The sequence below is a fragment of the Thermosulfuriphilus sp. genome, from assembly GCF_054026695.1.
In genome coordinates, this window is the sequence record NZ_JBPMLP010000023.1 from 40,095 (window position 1) to 56,928 (window position 16,834).

At 53.2% G+C, this 16,834-nt stretch carries 13 protein-coding genes, 1 tRNA gene and 1 other RNA gene; all 15 read left to right on the forward strand.

The window, feature by feature from the left end; all coding sequences use genetic code 11:
- The first annotated feature begins 72 nt into the window (after positions 1-72).
- The 15 genes from ACXJJX_RS03640 to rnpB all read left to right on the forward strand — a co-directional run bounded on the left by ACXJJX_RS03640 (position 73) and on the right by rnpB (position 16,814).
- Positions 73-393: a TusE/DsrC/DsvC family sulfur relay protein gene (locus ACXJJX_RS03640; protein ID WP_456432213.1), complete on the forward strand. Its 321-nt coding sequence runs from the start codon at positions 73-75 to the stop codon at positions 391-393.
- Between the two features lie 440 nt (positions 394-833).
- The gene (locus ACXJJX_RS03645) at positions 834-2,135 is read left to right on the forward strand and encodes an alginate export family protein (protein ID WP_456432215.1); all 1,302 of its coding nucleotides are present in this window, start codon (positions 834-836) and stop codon (positions 2,133-2,135) included.
- Positions 2,136-2,229: 94 nt separating this feature from the next.
- Positions 2,230-4,677, forward strand: a complete 2,448-nt coding sequence (recG, locus tag ACXJJX_RS03650; protein WP_456432217.1) for an ATP-dependent DNA helicase RecG — start codon at positions 2,230-2,232, stop codon at positions 4,675-4,677.
- A gap of 20 nt (positions 4,678-4,697) precedes the next feature.
- Positions 4,698-5,993: a homoserine dehydrogenase gene (locus tag ACXJJX_RS03655; protein ID WP_456432219.1), complete on the forward strand. Its 1,296-nt coding sequence runs from the start codon at positions 4,698-4,700 to the stop codon at positions 5,991-5,993.
- 114 nt (positions 5,994-6,107) lie between these two features.
- On the forward strand, positions 6,108-7,343 hold the full coding sequence (locus tag ACXJJX_RS03660; protein ID WP_456432221.1) for a cofactor-independent phosphoglycerate mutase: 1,236 nt from the start codon (positions 6,108-6,110) through the stop codon (positions 7,341-7,343).
- Positions 7,333-7,767: an acyl-CoA thioesterase gene (locus ACXJJX_RS03665; RefSeq protein WP_456432223.1), complete on the forward strand. Its 435-nt coding sequence runs from the start codon at positions 7,333-7,335 to the stop codon at positions 7,765-7,767. Before ACXJJX_RS03660 ends, ACXJJX_RS03665 begins: the two co-directional genes overlap by 11 nt.
- 91 nt (positions 7,768-7,858) lie before the next feature.
- A complete protein-coding gene (rpsU, locus tag ACXJJX_RS03670; protein ID WP_166032209.1) occupies positions 7,859-8,059 on the forward strand; it encodes a 30S ribosomal protein S21 in 201 nt (66 codons plus the stop codon).
- A 91-nt stretch (positions 8,060-8,150) separates the two neighbouring features.
- Positions 8,151-10,526, forward strand: coding sequence for an endonuclease MutS2 (locus tag ACXJJX_RS03675; RefSeq protein WP_456432226.1), 2,376 nt, complete (start codon positions 8,151-8,153; stop codon positions 10,524-10,526).
- Positions 10,526-12,256, forward strand: coding sequence for a DNA primase (dnaG, locus tag ACXJJX_RS03680; protein WP_456432228.1), 1,731 nt, complete (start codon positions 10,526-10,528; stop codon positions 12,254-12,256). The genes ACXJJX_RS03675 and dnaG overlap by 1 nt, the downstream gene beginning before the upstream one ends.
- Before the next feature lie 12 nt (positions 12,257-12,268).
- Entirely contained in the window at positions 12,269-13,978 is a 1,710-nt protein-coding gene (gene rpoD, locus ACXJJX_RS03685; protein ID WP_456432230.1) for an RNA polymerase sigma factor RpoD, read from the forward strand.
- Positions 13,979-14,028: 50 nt separating this feature from the next.
- Positions 14,029-14,105: transfer RNA gene (locus tag ACXJJX_RS03690), tRNA-Met, on the forward strand.
- 68 nt (positions 14,106-14,173) lie between these two features.
- Positions 14,174-15,301: a Nif3-like dinuclear metal center hexameric protein gene (locus ACXJJX_RS03695; RefSeq protein WP_456432232.1), complete on the forward strand. Its 1,128-nt coding sequence runs from the start codon at positions 14,174-14,176 to the stop codon at positions 15,299-15,301.
- Positions 15,302-15,310: 9 nt separating this feature from the next.
- Entirely contained in the window at positions 15,311-16,039 is a 729-nt protein-coding gene (locus ACXJJX_RS03700) for a zinc ribbon domain-containing protein (RefSeq protein WP_456432234.1), read from the forward strand.
- On the forward strand, positions 16,029-16,457 hold the full coding sequence (locus ACXJJX_RS03705; protein WP_456432236.1) for a ribonuclease HI family protein: 429 nt from the start codon (positions 16,029-16,031) through the stop codon (positions 16,455-16,457). The genes ACXJJX_RS03700 and ACXJJX_RS03705 overlap by 11 nt, the downstream gene beginning before the upstream one ends.
- Positions 16,455-16,814: RNase P RNA component class A (gene rnpB, locus ACXJJX_RS03710), an RNA gene on the forward strand. The genes ACXJJX_RS03705 and rnpB overlap by 3 nt, the downstream gene beginning before the upstream one ends.
- Positions 16,815-16,834 lie beyond the last annotated feature (20 nt).

The window sequence follows — 16,834 nt, forward strand, 5'->3', positions numbered from 1 at the left end:
TTTTACCTTTAAGTCCTTTTTTGTAACAAAGTCAGGAAAATTTAACTCATAACAATATAAAAGGAGGGAATTATGCCGACTGTTGAGTACAAAGGAAAGACTTTTGAGGTCGATGAAGATGGGTTTTTGGTTAAAGGTATGGAAGAATGGTGTCAGGAGTGGGTAGAGTATGTGAAAGAGCTTGAGGGTATTGAGGAGCTTACTGAGGATCACTGGAAGGTAATCAACGTTCTCCAGGACTACTTCAAGAAAAACGGTATCGCTCCTATGGTTCGGGTGCTCTCTAAGGTTACCGGTTATCCGTTGAAGAAGATCTATGAGCTCTTCCCCTCTGGCCCAGGTAAGGGAGCCTGTAAGATGGCCGGACTTCCCAAGCCTACTGGTTGTGTTTAAACTTTCACTCTCATTTTGCCCACAAAAGGAGCAGGGAATCCCCTGCTCCTTTTATTTTTGTAAGTTTTTTCTTGAATTGTTCCCCCAAACCTCCGTGTCGGTTCTTTTTGTGCCTATATGGCCACAAATCCTCTTTTGGAATAAGAATCCTGATTGATGCTTCAGTCAGTAATCCCCTGAAGGCTCTTGAATAAAAGGAAAAGAGGGATTATCTTCTCGCCGGTCTGGAAATTAAAACTTTACTTTAAAGTCAAATTGTGCGATAGGGATATCTGTCTGATTAGAACAATTTACGGCGCAAGATAATGAGGAGGGGTAATTTCGAAAGAAAGGAGGTGAGGGAAGCAAAGGATTCAGAGAAGTAGGAAAAGCTTTTGTTCAAAAACTTTAAGTTAAGAATTTGCGCCTAAATTTTTATGGCAAAAGGAGGAGAGTCAGCCATGAGGAAGGGTTTTAAGATTTTTGTTTTGGCCTTGGCCCTGATCGTTTTCGGGGCCTTTAGTGCTCAGGCCGTAAATCTTGAGGTTCACGGCCAGTTCGGCAACAAGATCCAGACCACCAACAGCACCGGTCTTATCACTGGAGTGACCGCAGCTGATCAGCTTAACAACAAGGACCTCGATGACACCTGGGGTGAGCTTCAGTTCCGTCTGTGGACAGTGGCCAGCTCTGATGATGGCAACATCAAAGGGGTCTGGGCCATGGAGGTCGGCACCGCCACCTACGGCGGAAGCACCCTTTCCTTTGCCACCAACGCCACGGAGATCGAAAACCGGATGATGTATGTTGACTTCCAGCTCCCCTGGTTTGCCTCCAGCAATCGTTTGGCTGTTGGTCTCCAGTGGGTAGAGGTAAACCCCTGGCTGTGGAATGAGACGGCCGCCGGTATCCGCAATTATGGCTCTTTTGATCTCGGAGGCACGGCCTTTGCTTATCAGCTCGGCTGGATGAGGGACGACGACAATACCGAGGCAAATATGAGCGGAAACACCGCTTCTGCTAGTGGTAACAACAACGATAGTGACTACTGGTTTGCCCGGGTCGATTTTGCCCCTAAGGGTACCCCCCTTGCCAACCTAAATGTCGGCCTTTTTGCCGTCTATAACATGGATGCCACCACTGATAAGAATGTCTGGTCTCTGGGTATCGATGGTGGTTTTGATGTTGCCGGGCTCGATGTTGGCCTCAACCTCATCTACCAGACCGGTGATAACGACGCCAACAATAAGGATATCGACGCTTGGTTTTTTGAGGGTAGCCTGGGCTACAAGGTGACTGACCAGATGAAGGTTGCTTTTGAATTCTGGTATGCCTCTGGGGATGACAATCCCAATGATGGCGATATCGAGAACTATCAGGCCATCGAGGTCCATACTCAGGGAAGTGTTGTCCTCTTTGAGGATGCCACCTTTGATGATGGCAGCTTCCTGACCAGCAATCCCTATATTAACGACCTGGGATTCAAGATGTATCGGCTTCGGGCCGACTATCAGGCCACTCCCAAGCTGGCCCTCTGTGCGGCTATCAATTATATGCAGTATGCCGAGGATGCCAGCAATGGCGAAGACACTATCGGCTGGGAAGTCGATTTCTACGCCGACTATGAACTCTACAAAGGCCTTAAGTTCAACCTGACTGCAGGCTATCTCTTTGCCGACGATGCCCTTGATGTCTACGGGACCAATCCGGCCGATGCCGATGATATGTATCGGGTAAGCGCCGGAGTAGAGTTCGAATTCTAAAGGCCTTCTTAAAAGGGCTATTAAAAAGGGGGCCTAAGGCCCCCCTTTTTTTCTTTCTTGTTTTTTATAAGGCCGTAGCCAAACCTTGAGGGGCTTGCTAAACTTTGCCTCTATGGGCCTTGGTCCCTTCCTTAAAAAGCTTGAGAAGCCTCTCCACTATGCAGCCAAAGACAATTTTGCCAGGCTTTCCCGAATAAAGGGCCTAGAAGAGGCCATCCGGCATCTTTTAAAGGGCCTTCCAGAAGGGCTTATCCCCCCCTGGGCCACCGCCCACCTTAAGCGCTTAGAAGAACTCTTCTCCAACTTTGAAGACCTAACGCTGGCCGAAAAACAGGAACGCCTGGACGAGGCCCTCTCAATCATCTCGGACCTTAAGGCCGGACCAGCCTTCCTTGAGGAAGAGCCTCTTTCCCCTAGCAAAGAAGAATGGCTCCGGATGCAGGGCGAGCTAAATAAACCCCTTACTTCTCTAAAGGGTGTCGGCCCTAGGCTAGCAGCCAAATTTGCTTCTCGAGGGATTGAAACCATAGCTGATCTTCTTTTCTTTTTTCCAAAGTCCTATGAAGACCGTCGGTCTTTCAGGCCCATTGGAGCCCTCAAGGTGGGAGAGAGGGCTACCGTCCAGGCGGAAGTGATCCTTTCAGGCCCAGTTCAGTTCCGTCGGCGCCGGGTCTATGAGGTAGTTGTCTCTGATGGGACCGGGATGCTCTCGGCCAAATGGTTCCATTTTCGGGAGCCAGACCTCCGTCGCTCTTTTCCCCCGGGCCGAAAGGTTATCTTCTCCGGGGAGATAAGGACGTTTTCTGGACGCAAAGAGATGATCCATCCGGAAGTAGAATTCCCGGAGGCGACAGATGTTGATCTCCACGTTCGTCGCCTGGTCCCGATTTATCCCCAAATCGAAGGGGTTTCAGCCAAGGTAGTCCGCCGTATTGTCAAGGAGGCGGTAGAAAAATATGCCCCTTTAATCCAAAATTTCATTCCCTTGCCCATCCGCCGCCGCCGTCGTCTGCTCAGCCTTTCTTCCGCCATAGCCGGTCTCCATTTTCCCAGGGAAGAAGACGACCTGGAGTCCCTTAATGCCGGGCGCAGTCCTTACCACCGGGCCTTGGCCTTTGATGAATTCTTCTTCTTGGAACTGGGACTAGCCCTGCGTAAGAGGAGCTACGGCCTTGAACCAGGCATTGCCTTTAAAACAGAGAGTCCTTTAGTGAAGCGTTTCCTGGCCGGCCTTCCCTTCCGCCTGACTGGGGCTCAGTGGCGAGTCTTTTCAGAAATCTGCCGGGACATGGCCCGCCCTGTTCCCATGAATCGTCTTATTCAGGGAGACGTCGGCTGCGGGAAGACAGTAGTCGCCTTTTTGGCAGCCCTCTTGGCCGTTGACAATGGTTATCAAGTGGCCATCATGGCCCCCACCGAGATTCTGGCCGAACAGCACTATCTTAACTTTCGCCAGATGGCTGGTCTGGCCGGGATAAACATTGAACTTTTGACCAGCGGCCGCTCCCCCAAAGAAAAGGAGGCCGTCTACGACGGGCTGGCAAAGGGATACGTTCAGGTGGCTGTAGGGACCCATGCCTTAATCCAAAAGGAGGTCAGGTTTAAGAAGCTCGGTCTGGTTATAATTGATGAACAGCACCGATTTGGCGTTCTGCAGCGGGCCGCCCTTAGGGAGAAGGCCCGGGGGCTACAGCCTGACACCTTGGTCATGACAGCCACTCCTATCCCTCGGACCTTATCCCTGACCATCTATGGGGATCTCGACGTATCTATTATTGACGAGATGCCTGCTGGCAGACGCCCCGTGACCACCAAGCTTTTTCGAGGGCGAGAGCGGCTCTCAGCCTATCGTCTGGTAGCCGAAGAACTAAAAAAGGGCCACCAAGCCTATGTGGTTTACCCCTTAGTAGAGGAATCCGAAAAGATAGACCTTTTGGCCGCCACTGAGAGTGCCCGTTACCTCCAGGAGGAGGTTTTTCCCCAGTATCAGGTAGGGCTCCTTCATGGAAAGATGCGTCCTGCTGAGAAGGAAGCCGTAATGGCCGCCTTTAAGGCTGGAGATATACAAGTCCTGGTAGCCACTACGGTTATCGAAGTGGGGATTGATGTGCCTACGGCCACGGTAATGGTCATTGAACACGCCGAACGCTTCGGTCTTTCCCAGCTTCACCAGCTCCGGGGACGAGTTGGACGAAGCGACCGCCCTTCTTATTGTCTTCTTATCGCCTATAAAGTAGCCCGAGGGTCAGAGGCAGCCCGCAGGCTCCAGGTGATGTGTCAGACCACCGACGGTTTCCGGATCGCCGAAGAAGACTTAAAGATCCGCGGCCCAGGGGAGTTTCTGGGCACCAGACAGAGTGGATTCCCTGAGTTTGAAAGGGCTGACCTTGTCCGGGATTACAAAATCCTCCTTGAGGCCCGAGAGGAGGCCTTTGGCATCATTGAGAAGGATCCAGAGCTTTCCCTTCCCGAGCATCAGATGTTAAAAAAGATCCTTCATGAGAGATGGGCCGAGAGATTGGCCCTGGCCGAGGTGGCCTGAATCGGACACGGAAGGAGATCATGGAGACAATAAAGATCGGTATCATTGGCCTGGGAACGGTAGGAAACGGCACGGTAGAGATCCTCCGGCGCAACAGGAGCCTCATTAGGAAGCGACTGGGAGCCTCGATAGAGATCAAAAAGATCGCCGTAAGGAACATCAACCGCCCCCGTCCGCTGGAGATTTCTCCAGAGATATTGACCGACTCGGTCGGGGAACTCCTTGAGGATCCCGAGATCCAGATTATCGTCGAGTTGATCGGTGGCCTTGAGCCGGCCCGGCAATACGTACTAGCCGCCCTCAAGGCAGGCAAATGTGTGGTTACGGCCAACAAGGCCCTTTTGGCCGAACACGGTGAAGAAATTTACCAGACGGCACTGAAGGCCGGAGTAGAAATCGGCTTTGAAGCCAGTGTAGGCGGGGGAATACCCATTATCAAGACCCTGCGTGAGGCCCTGGCAGGAAACCGCATACTCTCCATTTTGGGCATCGTAAACGGTACTTGCAATTACATCCTCACCCGTATGACTGAGGCCAATCTCTCCTTTGCCCAAGCCCTCTCCGAGGCCCAGGAAGCTGGTTTTGCCGAGGCCGATCCCAGCCTTGATGTTGAAGGGATCGATTCAGCCCATAAACTGGCCATCTTGGCCACCCTGGCCTACGACACCAGGGTCCGCCTCGAAGATATCTACATAGAGGGGATCCAAACCATCGAACCGCTTGATATCCGTTTTGCCAGAGAGCTCGGTTTTCTGGTAAAACTTCTGGCCATTTCGCGTCAGATAAAAGAAGGCATCGAGGTTAGGGTCCATCCGACCCTGGTTCCGGAGGGACACATGCTGGCCAGCGTCCGAGAGGCCCACAACGCCTTTTATATCACCGGAGACGCCGTAGAAGATATTCTCCTCTACGGGCTTGGGGCCGGGGCCCACCCTACCGGCAGTGCCGTCTGCGCGGATATCATTGATCTAGCCAGAAGCCTCCGCCGGAAAAAGAAGACCAGACTCGGCCCCCCCTCCTTCAGTGGCCCTTCTCTCCCCATCCTACCCATGGAATCGGTCCTCAGTCGGTATTACTTCCGATTCTCGGTGGTAGATAGGCCGGGGGTCTTATCCAAGATTGCCGGCATCCTAGGTAAACACCAGATCTCCATTGCCTCTGTCATCCAGAAGGGTCGGGACCAAGGGGGCTCAGTCCCTATTGTCATGATCACCCACGAGGCCAAAGAGGCTGACGTCCGCCTAGCCCTAACAGAGATAGACCGACTGGATGTAGTCACAGAGGCGACCAGATTAATCAGGATCTTAGGGAGCTGAGGGCCGTGGATATTGTTGTCTTGATCATGGGGGTCGATAGTTTATGTTAAATTTGGTACGTTTTCTTGTCTTTCAGGTAACCACTACCGGAGAAATGGATGCAGGAGGAAGGCCATGAAATATCTGCTCCTTGTGGGTGACGGCATGGGGGATTATCCTCTTGCCGAGCTTCGCAACCGCACCCCCCTTGAGGCTGCTCATACCCCGGCCATGGATTATATTGCCCAGCACGGAGAGCTGGGGCTGGTGAGGACCATTCCCAAGGGTATGGAACCTGGAAGCGATGTGGCCAATCTCTCCCTTCTGGGTTATGTCCCCACGGAGCACTATACTGGTCGGGGTCCCATTGAAGCCGCCAGCTTGAGAGTAAAACTGAATCCAGAAGACGTTGCCTTCCGTTGTAATCTGGTCACCCTGGAGCGTCAGGGAGACCGCCTTTTTATGCTGGACTACAGCGCTGGACACATCTCCAGTGAGGAGGGTCGAGCCCTTATCCAGGACTTGGCCGAGGCCCTTCCCAGCGAAAAGATTAAACTCTATCCGGGCATTGGTTACCGGCACCTTCTTGTCTGGCGAGGAGGCCCAGAGGGTATCAAGACCTACCCTCCCCATGACTTCATCGGTCGAGATGTTAGCGAGGCCTGGCAGGTCTATGAAGAAGAGCCGGTCTTAAGGGATTTCCTCTTGAAGGCCATGGCCTTTTTGGAAAGGCATCCGATAAACCACCGCCGTCGACAAGAAGGCAAACCCATTGCCAATTCTCTTTGGCCTTGGGGGCAAGGAAGAGCCCCCAGGCTTGAGCCGTTTTTGGAACGCTACGGGCTTAAGGGAGCGGTGGTAGCCGCTGTTGACCTCATCAAGGGGCTGGGTATCTGTGCCGGGCTTGAAATTATTGAGGTTCCTGGAGCCACTGGCTACCTTGATACCAACTATCGAGGCAAGGCCGAGGCGGCCCTCAAGGCCTTAGGTGGTGATTTTGATTTTGTCTTCCTTCATGTAGAGGCTCCGGATGAAGCCAGTCACGAGGGCCTCTTGGAAGAGAAGATCAGGGCCATCGAATCCTTCGATCGAGAGGTGGTAAAAACCATTCTTGAGGGTATGGCCGATTTTGAAGCCTACAAGATTATGGTGGCCACCGATCACTTCACCCCCATCTCCCTCCGGACCCACGCCTCAGTCCCGGTGCCTTTTGCCATCTACGACAGCCGAGAGCCAGGGATCAAGAGAATCCACGGTTTCGGTGAAAAATCGGCCAAAGAAGCCGGAGTTTTCTATCAGACAGGAGAGGCCTTAATGGCCCAGTTCATTGAGAAAACCACCCAGGAGGTCCCCCAGAGCAGTGAAGCTTGATCTCAGGCCGCCTGTCTGGCAGACCAGCTATCGCATTATCTATGCAGACACCGATTGTGGGGGCGTGGTTTACTACGGTAACTATCTTCGCCTTTTTGAGATTGGTCGCACTGAATATCTCCGAGCCGCTGGCCTCACCTATCGGAAGATTGAAGAAGAAGAGGGACTCATACTTCCGGTAGTCGAGACCTTCTGCCGCTATCGGGCCCCGGCCCGCTATGACGATGAGGTCCTGATCAAAACGGCCCTAGAACGGATCTCAGCTGCAAGCATTCGCTTTCATTATCATATCGAAAGAGACTCTCAGCTCCTGTGTTTTGGCTACACCGTCCACGCTCCGGTAGATCAGAAAGGACGCCTCAGAAGGCTCCCCCATTTTCTGATTAAAGCCTTGCAGCAACTCCTTGATAGAAATCATTTCTGAATGAGGATTCATTCGCAGGCATTGTTGACAGCTCCCTGAGGGATGTTAATATGAGGCCGTTTTAGAATCTCTAATGGAGGGAGGGTTTTGAGTGCCGGGTGTTATTGTTAGGGAAGATGAACCCTTCGAGCAGGCCCTGAAGCGCTTCAAGAAGCAGTGTGAAAAGGCCGGGATTCTCTCAGAGGTCAAGAAGCGGGAGTTCTACGAGAAGCCCAGCATTAAGAGAAAGAAGAAGATCTTGGCGGCTCGAAAGCGGATGCTCAAACGCATGAAGCGTTATCAGCGTGGCTAATTTTTATTTCTAAAATCTTAAAGGCCGAAGGTTCGGCCCAATCCCAAAAGGAGCTGGCCAGAAGGGGAGACCCTTTCGGAAGGCCGCGTTCATGAAGCAAGAGACCTTGGCCAAGTTGGAGTTCGGTGAGGTCTGCAGGTTGATCGCAGCCCTCACCTCTTCTCCCTTAGGCCAAAAGGTTGCTTTTAGCCTTCAACCGGAGACTACATTTCCGGCTGCCAGACAGGCTTTAATCTATACCCAAGAGGCCATAAAGCTTCTTGAGGAGGGGATCAGCCCTGAGGTCGAGGGTCTTGTCCCTCTTGATGACTTTTTGGCTAAGATTTCTCGTCCGGGCGGGATTCCCCACCCGCGAGAACTTCACTTTCTACGTCTGGCCTTGCGGCGGGCTCTAGGAGTAAGAAAGCAGTTTGGCCCCCTGAAACGCAAGGCCCCAGGCCTCTACCACCTCAGCCGCGCTTTGGCCCCTCTTAAGGATCTCTCCTCTTACCTTGATGCCCTCCTCAACGAAAAAGGCGACAATCTAAGGGATAGCGCCAGTCAGCTTCTCAAACGGATTCGCCAGGAGAAGACCGGCCTGGAGATACGGATTCGCGAAGCCATGAGGGCCTGTTTGAAAAAGGCCGCCCAACGTGGTCTGTTGCAGGAAGAGCTCATCACCGTCCGCAATGGTCGCTATGTTCTCCCCATTCGGGCCGAGGCCCGAGGAGCCTTGCGGGGAATCCTACAGGATGTATCTCAGAGTGGAGCCACGGTCTACATCGAACCGTTAGAGGTCGTTGAGCTGACCAATGAGCTTCACCGGCTGGGGCATGAAGAAGAACGGGAGATCGAAAGGCTTCTCACCCAGGCTGGAGAAAGGATCCGGCCCCATCTCCCAGATATCAGGACCGATCTCTCGATTTTGGGAGAATTTGATCTCATCTTTGCTAAGGCTAGGTGGGGCCAGAAGATTAAGGGCTCTGTCCCCAAACTCTACGAGCAAGGGGATATCTGCCTGAAGGGGGCCGTCCATCCCTTACTCCTCATTAGGGATGGTCAGAGGGCGGTGCGTAACGACTTCCTTTTCCCCCAAGATCAGGCTACCGTCCTCATCACCGGCCCTAACATGGGAGGCAAAACTGTGGCCCTAAAGACCGTGGGCCTCCTTGTTCTCATGGCCCAGGCCGGTATTCCCATCCCCGCCGCCCAGGACAGTGAATTGCCTTTTTTCTCCAACCTTCTGGTTGACATCGGCGATGAACAGGACCTCTCTGAGGATCAAAGCACTTTTTCGGCCCATCTCCTCCGTCTCAAGGAATTCCTCTCCTTAGCTCGAAAGGGGATCTTGATCCTTATTGATGAGATTGGCCGGGGAACTGATCCTGCCGAGGGTGCAGCCTTGGGGATGGCTGTTCTTGACCAGTTCCGCCATCAGGGAGCCTGGACCATTGCCACTAGCCACTATGAGGCTCTTAAGGCCTACGGGCTCCAAAATCCGGCAGTCCTTCCGGTCTCGGTGGGCTTCAATGAACAGACCGGGTGTCCAACCTATAGGCTTATTTACGGTCTCTCTGGACGTTCCCGGGCCTTTGATCTGGCCGTGGCTCTTGGCCTGCCTCTGGAGATACTTGAGCAAGCTGCCAACTATCTCTCAAACAACGGAGAAGAGATCGACTCCCTGCTCTCTGCTCTTGAGCAAGAAAGGACGGCTCTGGCCCAAAAGCAAAAGGAGCTAGAGGAGTTGAAAGTAGGCCTTGAGAGGGACCGGCTCCGTCTTCAGGCCCAAAAACACCAGCTCGAAGAAGAAAGACGTCATCTCCAAGAGGCCTTTGAAAGACGTCTTAGGCACTTTCTGGAGAAGACCAGTCAAGAATTCAAGGCCTGGCTGAGGACTCTTGAACGGCGGCGGGTCTCCCCTGAGAAGATTAGAGCTTCCTACCAAACCCTGGCCAGAGAGTGGCAACAAGAGGCCCGGGGGCAGATGGCCGTCCTCGGCCTCAAAAAAGAGACCAGCTTCTCCCCCGGACAGGGTGATCCGGTCTATATAACCAGCCTTGGTCGGGGAGGGATCTGTCTTAAGATTGAGGGGGACAAGGCCTTAGTCCAGGTGGGTCTTTTTAAGACCGAGGTGCCTATAGGGGATCTGGCCCCTCCTCAGGAAGACATGGGGCCTGGTCCACTCCCCCTAGAAGGCGAGGGTTGGCGGGTAAGATCTCAGGAACCAAGTGAGGTACCTTCTCGACTCAATGTCATCGGCCTTACTGTCGACGAGGCCCTTCCCCTCATTGATCAGGTCCTGGACAGGGCCTTTGTCTCCGGTAGGCCTCAGTTGACTATCGTCCACGGGATAGGCACTGGTCGCCTGGCCAAGGCTATCAAAGAACATCTCAAAAGACACCGCCAAGTAGCTGGATTCCGTTCGGGAGAGCGCCATGAAGGCGGTGCCGGGGTAACTGTGGTGGAGTTGGCCCTGGGAGGCAACTAATGAACAGTGGTTTCTCTGAGGCCATCCGGGAGATTAAGGCCACGGCTAACATCGTGGATGTAATCTCCGAGCACGTCTCTTTGAGGAAGCGAGGCCGTAACTACGTTGGCCTCTGCCCCTTTCATGCTGAAAAGACCCCTTCCTTTACGGTAAGTGAGGAAAGGCAGGCCTTTCATTGCTTTGGTTGCGGAGTCGGTGGCGACGTCTTCACTTTTCTGATGAAATTCTTGAACCTGAGTTTTGCGGAGGCGGCCCAAGAACTTGCCAGGCGTTATGGTATTCGCCTGCCAGATAAAGAATCCCCCAAAAAGGCGGCCTTACGGGATAAAATTCTCTCCCTCAACGAGCGCACCGCTGCCTACTATCACCAAATTCTTAAGAACTCCCCTGAAGGAGCTCCAGGCAGGACCTATCTGGCCGACCGAGGCCTTGATGAGGAGACCATAGAGCGCTTTCGTCTGGGTTTTGCCCCTCAAGGCTGGGATGCTTTGGTTCAGGTCCTCAGGGCCGCTGGGGTAGATCTAGAGCTTGCTGGTCAAGCTGGCCTTGTGGCTCAGCGTTCCGGCCGCTGGTACGACCGTTTCCGACAACGGATCATCTTTCCTATTCGTGACCTCTCTGGCCGAGTGGTCGGCTTTGGCGGTCGAATCCTGGGCCAAGGCGATCCAAAATACCTCAACACACCCGAGACTCTAGTCTATCACAAGGGCCGATTGCTCTACGGTCTTTATGAAGCCAGGCTTCGAATCCGCGAAGAGGGTCTCGGCTTTATCGTCGAGGGCTATTTTGATCTTCTCTCTCTCTCCAAGGCCGGAGTGGCTAATGTGGTAGCCACTCTGGGTACGGCCCTTACCCGAGATCACGTCCGGCTCCTTAAAGGATACGCCAAAGACTGGTATTTGGTCTTCGATGGTGATTCGGCTGGCCTAAAAGCCGTTTTGCGGGCCGCTCCTATTTTCCTCAACGAGAACCTTTTCCCCAGGGTAGTCGTCCTTCCGGAAGGCGAGGACCCAGATTCTTTTGTCCTCAGACAGGGGCAGGAAGGCTTTCTGGAGCTAGCTAGCCAGGCCCAAGAAATTTTCCCCTTTTTGGTAGATATGGCCCTTAAAGCCCACCGAGATCGAGGGCGGGCTGAAGCCCGGGCTGCTGTAGTTGAGGAACTTCGCCCTGTTCTCCAGGCCCTTATCGATCCCATAAAACAGGCCTCCTATATTGAAGAGCTGGCAGAGCGTCTCTCTTTAAGGCCGGCCCTTATCTATCGTAGTCTTGAAAATGGAGGTCCACTTAAATCAGAACCCTCACAGAGGCCTTTAGAAGGCGATCCTTTCAGCCGGAGTTTGATGGCTTTTTTGGTCCACCATCCTCGATATATCCATGATTTTCTGGACCTAGCCCCGGAGGAGTTTCTCAAAGGAGATTATCTGGAGCTCTATAAGGCTTTAAAGGCCCTCTCAGCCCAGGGGTCTCTTTCTTCTGAAGACGTACTCTTTGAGGACGAAAATCTCTCCCGGCTCTGGGCTGATTTAATCCTGGCCGAAGAGCTAGATGATCAAGTTGACCCTCGGAAGATGGCCCAAGAGCTTAAGGATTGTCTTCGTCGCCTCAGGAATAAACAGCGCCAGAGGGAACTTCTAGAAGAGATTCGACGGGCCCAAAAGGAAGGTCATCAGGAGCTGGCCGTCCAGCTCCTTAAACAATATCAAGGCCTCTGTCTTCAGCAGGCCGGATAAAAAGGAGGAACTATGGCAGATCTCACCAAAGGCCTAAATCTTGAAGAGATCGAAGGACTCCTTTCTCCGGAAAATGCCTCTAAGATCAAAGTAAAGATCCCCAATGAAATCGCCAGTGGCAGTAGCAACCTGGAGGAGGTAGCCGACCTGTTTGAAGGCTTTGATCTTCCGGTAGAGCCGATCTCTGGCCTGGAAAAGGTGGAAGAGGAGCCAGATGAGCTTCTTCTCGACGGAACAGCTGGGCTCTCTGATCCAGTGAGGATCTATCTCCGCGAGATGGGGGTCATCTCGCTCCTTTCCCGAGAAGATGAAATCCGGATCGCCAAGATGATCGAAGAAGGCGAGCAGGAAGCCCTGGCTGCGGCCCTGGAATCTCCTCTGACCATGGCTGAGCTGGTCCGTATCCGAGATGAGCTTCGCCAGCGTCGTTTAAAACTCCGGGAGGTCGTTCGAGACACTGAAGACGAAGACGACAGTAACGAACAGGGGGCGGCTAAGGAGGAGAAGGTCTTAATGGTCCTTGATGCCGTGGCCCGGCATGAGCCAACCTGTCGTCAGGCCTGGGAAGGACTACTTAAGGCCAAAGATCGAAACGAACGCCGGCGTCTGCGTTATCGACTACGGCGGGCCAGAGAAGCCATCCTTAAGGAACTCCAGGAGGTACGCCTAGACAAACGATGTATAGATCGGCTCACCAAGCCGGTGCTAGACCTAGAGGGAAGAGTCCGAAAGGCCCTGGATCATATTGCTCAGTGTAAGCAGAAGACTGGTCAATCACTCAAACGTCTAGAAGAGGTCTTCACCCACACCAATGGCGATTTCCGCAAAATAGAAGAAGTTGCCGGTAAACTCCGGCTGACAGCCGATGAGTTCTTGAACCTGAGGGCCAGGTTTTTATTGGCCCGTAAGGATCTTCAGGCCATCCAAGAGCGAACGGCCCTGTCTCCGGAGGCCCTCCTTCAGCTGGCGGCTCGAATCCGAGCTGGCCTGAACAAGGCCAAATGGGGTAAAGATCAGCTGATTAAGGCCAATCTCCGCCTAGTAGTCTCTATTGCAAAGAAATACACCAGCCGGGGGCTTCAGTTTCTGGATCTTATCCAGGAAGGCAATATCGGCCTGATGAGGGCAGTGGAGAAGTTTGATTATCGGCGGGGTTATAAGTTTAGCACCTACGCCACCTGGTGGATCAGACAAGCTATCACCAGGGCCATCGCCGACCAGGCCCGGACCATCCGTATTCCCGTCCACATGATTGAAACCATCAATAAACTTGTTCGGATCTCCCGGCAGTTCCTTCAGGAGACTGGTCGGGAAGCCAGCCCAGAGGAACTGGCCGAACTTATGGAGCTACCAGTAGAAAAGGTCCGCAAAGTCTTAAAAATAGCCAAAGAGCCCATCTCCCTGGAGACTCCCATTGGAGACGATGAAGACAGCCATCTTGGGGACTTCATCGAGGACAAAAGGGTTCCTTCGCCAGATCAAGTAGCCATCAGTCTCAATCTTATTGAACAGACTCGTAAGGTCTTGGCCACCCTTACCCCGCGGGAGGAAAAAGTCCTGAGGATGCGCTTTGGTATTGGAGAGCGTTGCGAACACACCCTCGAAGAGGTCGGCCGGGATTTTAAGGTCACCAGGGAAAGAATTCGACAGATCGAAGCCAAGGCCCTGCGCAAACTGCGGCACCCGAGCCGGAGTCGTCAGTTGCGCAGCTTTGTTGAATAACCCTTTACTTGACAGAAAAAAACTATCGTCTTAATTATAATTTTTTGCCTGGGCCCATAGCGCAGTTGGTTAGAGCCACCGGCTCATAACCGGAAGGTCGGAGGTTCGAATCCTCCTGGGCCCACCAGAGGCGTTTTTAAAGGTGCAACCGTGTGGCTGCACCTTTTTTGTTGTGTCCAGCTTTTCTGAGGGACAATGGCACTTACGGTTGGAGATATTGTAGAGCTGGTTAAGGATCTGGCCCCCTTCCCCTTAGCAGAGGATTGGGACAACGTCGGACTCCAGCTGGGTGACCCTAACAAACCGGTAAAAAAGATCACCGTGGCCCTTGACCCCTCCTTAGCCAATATCAAGTCAGCTATCCAGACTGGATCAGACCTTCTGATTACCCACCATCCCTTAATCTTCTCTCCCCTAAAAAAACTTGAGGCTACGGATCCCGAAGCCCGTCGGATACTGGAGGCGGCTCGAGCGGGGTTGGCCATAATTAGTCTGCATACCAATCTGGATCAAATCCCTGAAGGGGTCAGCTTTGCCCTGGGCAGAAAGTTGGGGCTCAAGGATTTAGAGGTCCTGGCTCCGGGCAGCAAGGCCGATCTTTGTAAATTGGTGGTCTTTGTCCCCAAAGGCTATGAGGAGGCCGTAAGGAAGAGCCTCTGGACCGAAATCTCTGGCCGCATTGGTCACTACTATCACTGCTCCTTTGGGGCCCTGGGTGAGGCCACTTTTACCAGCCCCCTTAAGGCCCGTCCTTTTCGGGGAGAACCTGGGGTCCTTAGTCGGATAGCCGAATGGCGTCTGGAAGTTTTGCTCCCTGAGTCAGAGATAACCAGAGTCCTCAAAAGGTTTAGAAAAGTCCATCCCTATGAAGAGATCGCCTACGACGTCTATCCGCTGAAGGGCAAGAGCCCTCTGCTGGGTTACGGATGTCTGGGGGAGCTGGAAAAGCCCATTTCCTTTGAGGATTTTTGTCTCCGGGTAATCAAGGCCCTCTCGGCTCCGGGGCTCAAGGCCCTAAAGGCCAAGGAACCTGTGAGAAGAATAGCAGTCTGTGGGGGGGCTGGATCCTCTCTCATCAGGCTGGCGGCTCAAAAAGGGGCTGATTGCTTGGTCAGCGGAGAGATAAAACACTCCGAGGCTCTCATCGCCCAGGAGATTGGGCTATCCTTGATTGATGCCGGTCATTTTGAGACCGAAAGGGTGATCATCTCCCCTATGGTGGCTTATCTCCGCCAGCGCTTTTCCTCTTCAGGAGAGGCCGTGGAGGTGGAGAAGCTAGGGGAGGAGAGCCCTTTTCAATACTATAAAAACGAAGGAGGCTAGTCAGGCTTGTTGGAAGAACTCAAAAACCTGATCCGTTTACAGATGGTCGACCTGGAGATACTCCAGATTGATCGCCAGAAGGCCCAAAACCCCGAACAACTGGAGGAAGCCCGTCAGGAAGTTGAAGAAAAGACCAAGGAGCTGGAAGATCTCAAGGCCCTTCTCGAAGAGACCCAGCGGCGCAAAAAGGCCCTAGATGAGGAACTAGAACAGGAGCTGTTGCACCTTAAGAAGAGTCAGTCCCGGCTGATGCAGGTAAAGACCCAACGAGAGTATCAGGCCCTGCTTAAAGAGATAGAAGAAATCAAAAAGGCCAATAAACTTCGAGAAGAAGAAATCCTTAAGCTCATGGAGGAAAGTGAGCGTCTGGAGAAGGAAGTGGCTAAAAAGGAAGAAGACCTCCAAGTTGCCCAAAAGAGGCTTGATGAGGAACAGGCCCGTTTTGACACCATGATCCAGGAGCTTGAGGTTCGCAGGGCAGAGATCTGGAAGCGGCGGGAGGAAATTGCCAAAGACGTCCCCCAGCCCATTTTGAAGCGCTACGATTTTATTCGCTCCCGCCGGGGAGGGCTGGCTGTTTGTGCGGTCAACGATGCCGTCTGCGAGGGCTGTCACATGAACATCCCTCCCCAACTCTATAATGAGCTTATGAGGGATAACCGGCTGATGGAGTGTCCGCTCTGTCAGCGAATCATCTATCATAAAGACACCTATAAGGACATCTGCGGTGAGGCCTAAGCCCCAAGAGCTGATTATCTTCAGCGACGGGGCTGCAAAGGGCAATCCAGGGGAGGCGGGGGCAGGAGCGATAATCCTTGATGCGGCAACCGGAGCAGTCCTTCGGGAGATCAAAGCCTATCTGGGGCACAAGACCAACAATGAAGCCGAATATCTGGCTCTCATTCTGGCCTTGGAGGAGGCAGCCAGGATTTCGGCCCCCAAGGTGACCATCAAGCTTGACTCCGAACTCTTGGTTCGACAGCTAAAAGGAGACTATCGGGTCAAGGCTCCGAATCTCAAGCCCCTTTATCAGAGGGTCCTCTCCTATTTGCGTCATTTTAAGGCTGTAGATATAATGCATGTGTCCCGAGAATTAAATGCCGTGGCTGATCGGCTGGCTAATTTGGCCATAAAAGAAAAGAATTCTTCGGGGTAAGGTGGGTCTGCGGTCGCTGGGGCTTAAGGCCCCAGAGGAAAGTCCGAGCTCCACAGGGCAGGGTGCCGGGTAACGCCCGGAGGGGGTAACCCCTGGAAAGTGCCACAGAAAATAGACCGCCGGCTCCGGCTGGCAAGGGTGAAAAGGTGGGGTAAGAGCCCACCGCTGTCGTGGTAACACGACAGGCACGGCAAACCCCACCCGGAGCAAGACCAAGTAGGGAAGCGCTTGAGGGTGGCCCGCCCGATGCTTCCGGGTCGGTCGCTAGAGCGGCCGGGTAACCGGTCGCCCAGATGAATGACCGCAACTCCTTAAACAAAAGGAGGACAGAACTCGGCTTATGGCCCACCTTACCCCCCTTTTTTTATCATTAAGGT

Coding starts and splice junctions, on each gene's coding strand:
- ACXJJX_RS03640 (WP_456432213.1), top strand. CDS start 73: ATGCCGACTGTTGAGTACAAAGGAAAGACTTTTGAGGTCGATGAAGAT.
- ACXJJX_RS03645 (WP_456432215.1), top strand. CDS start 834: ATGAGGAAGGGTTTTAAGATTTTTGTTTTGGCCTTGGCCCTGATCGTT.
- ACXJJX_RS03655 (WP_456432219.1), top strand. CDS start 4,698: ATGGAGACAATAAAGATCGGTATCATTGGCCTGGGAACGGTAGGAAAC.
- ACXJJX_RS03660 (WP_456432221.1), top strand. CDS start 6,108: ATGAAATATCTGCTCCTTGTGGGTGACGGCATGGGGGATTATCCTCTT.
- ACXJJX_RS03675 (WP_456432226.1), top strand. CDS start 8,151: ATGAAGCAAGAGACCTTGGCCAAGTTGGAGTTCGGTGAGGTCTGCAGG.
- dnaG (WP_456432228.1), top strand. CDS start 10,526: ATGAACAGTGGTTTCTCTGAGGCCATCCGGGAGATTAAGGCCACGGCT.
- rpoD (WP_456432230.1), top strand. CDS start 12,269: ATGGCAGATCTCACCAAAGGCCTAAATCTTGAAGAGATCGAAGGACTC.
- ACXJJX_RS03695 (WP_456432232.1), top strand. CDS start 14,174: ATGGCACTTACGGTTGGAGATATTGTAGAGCTGGTTAAGGATCTGGCC.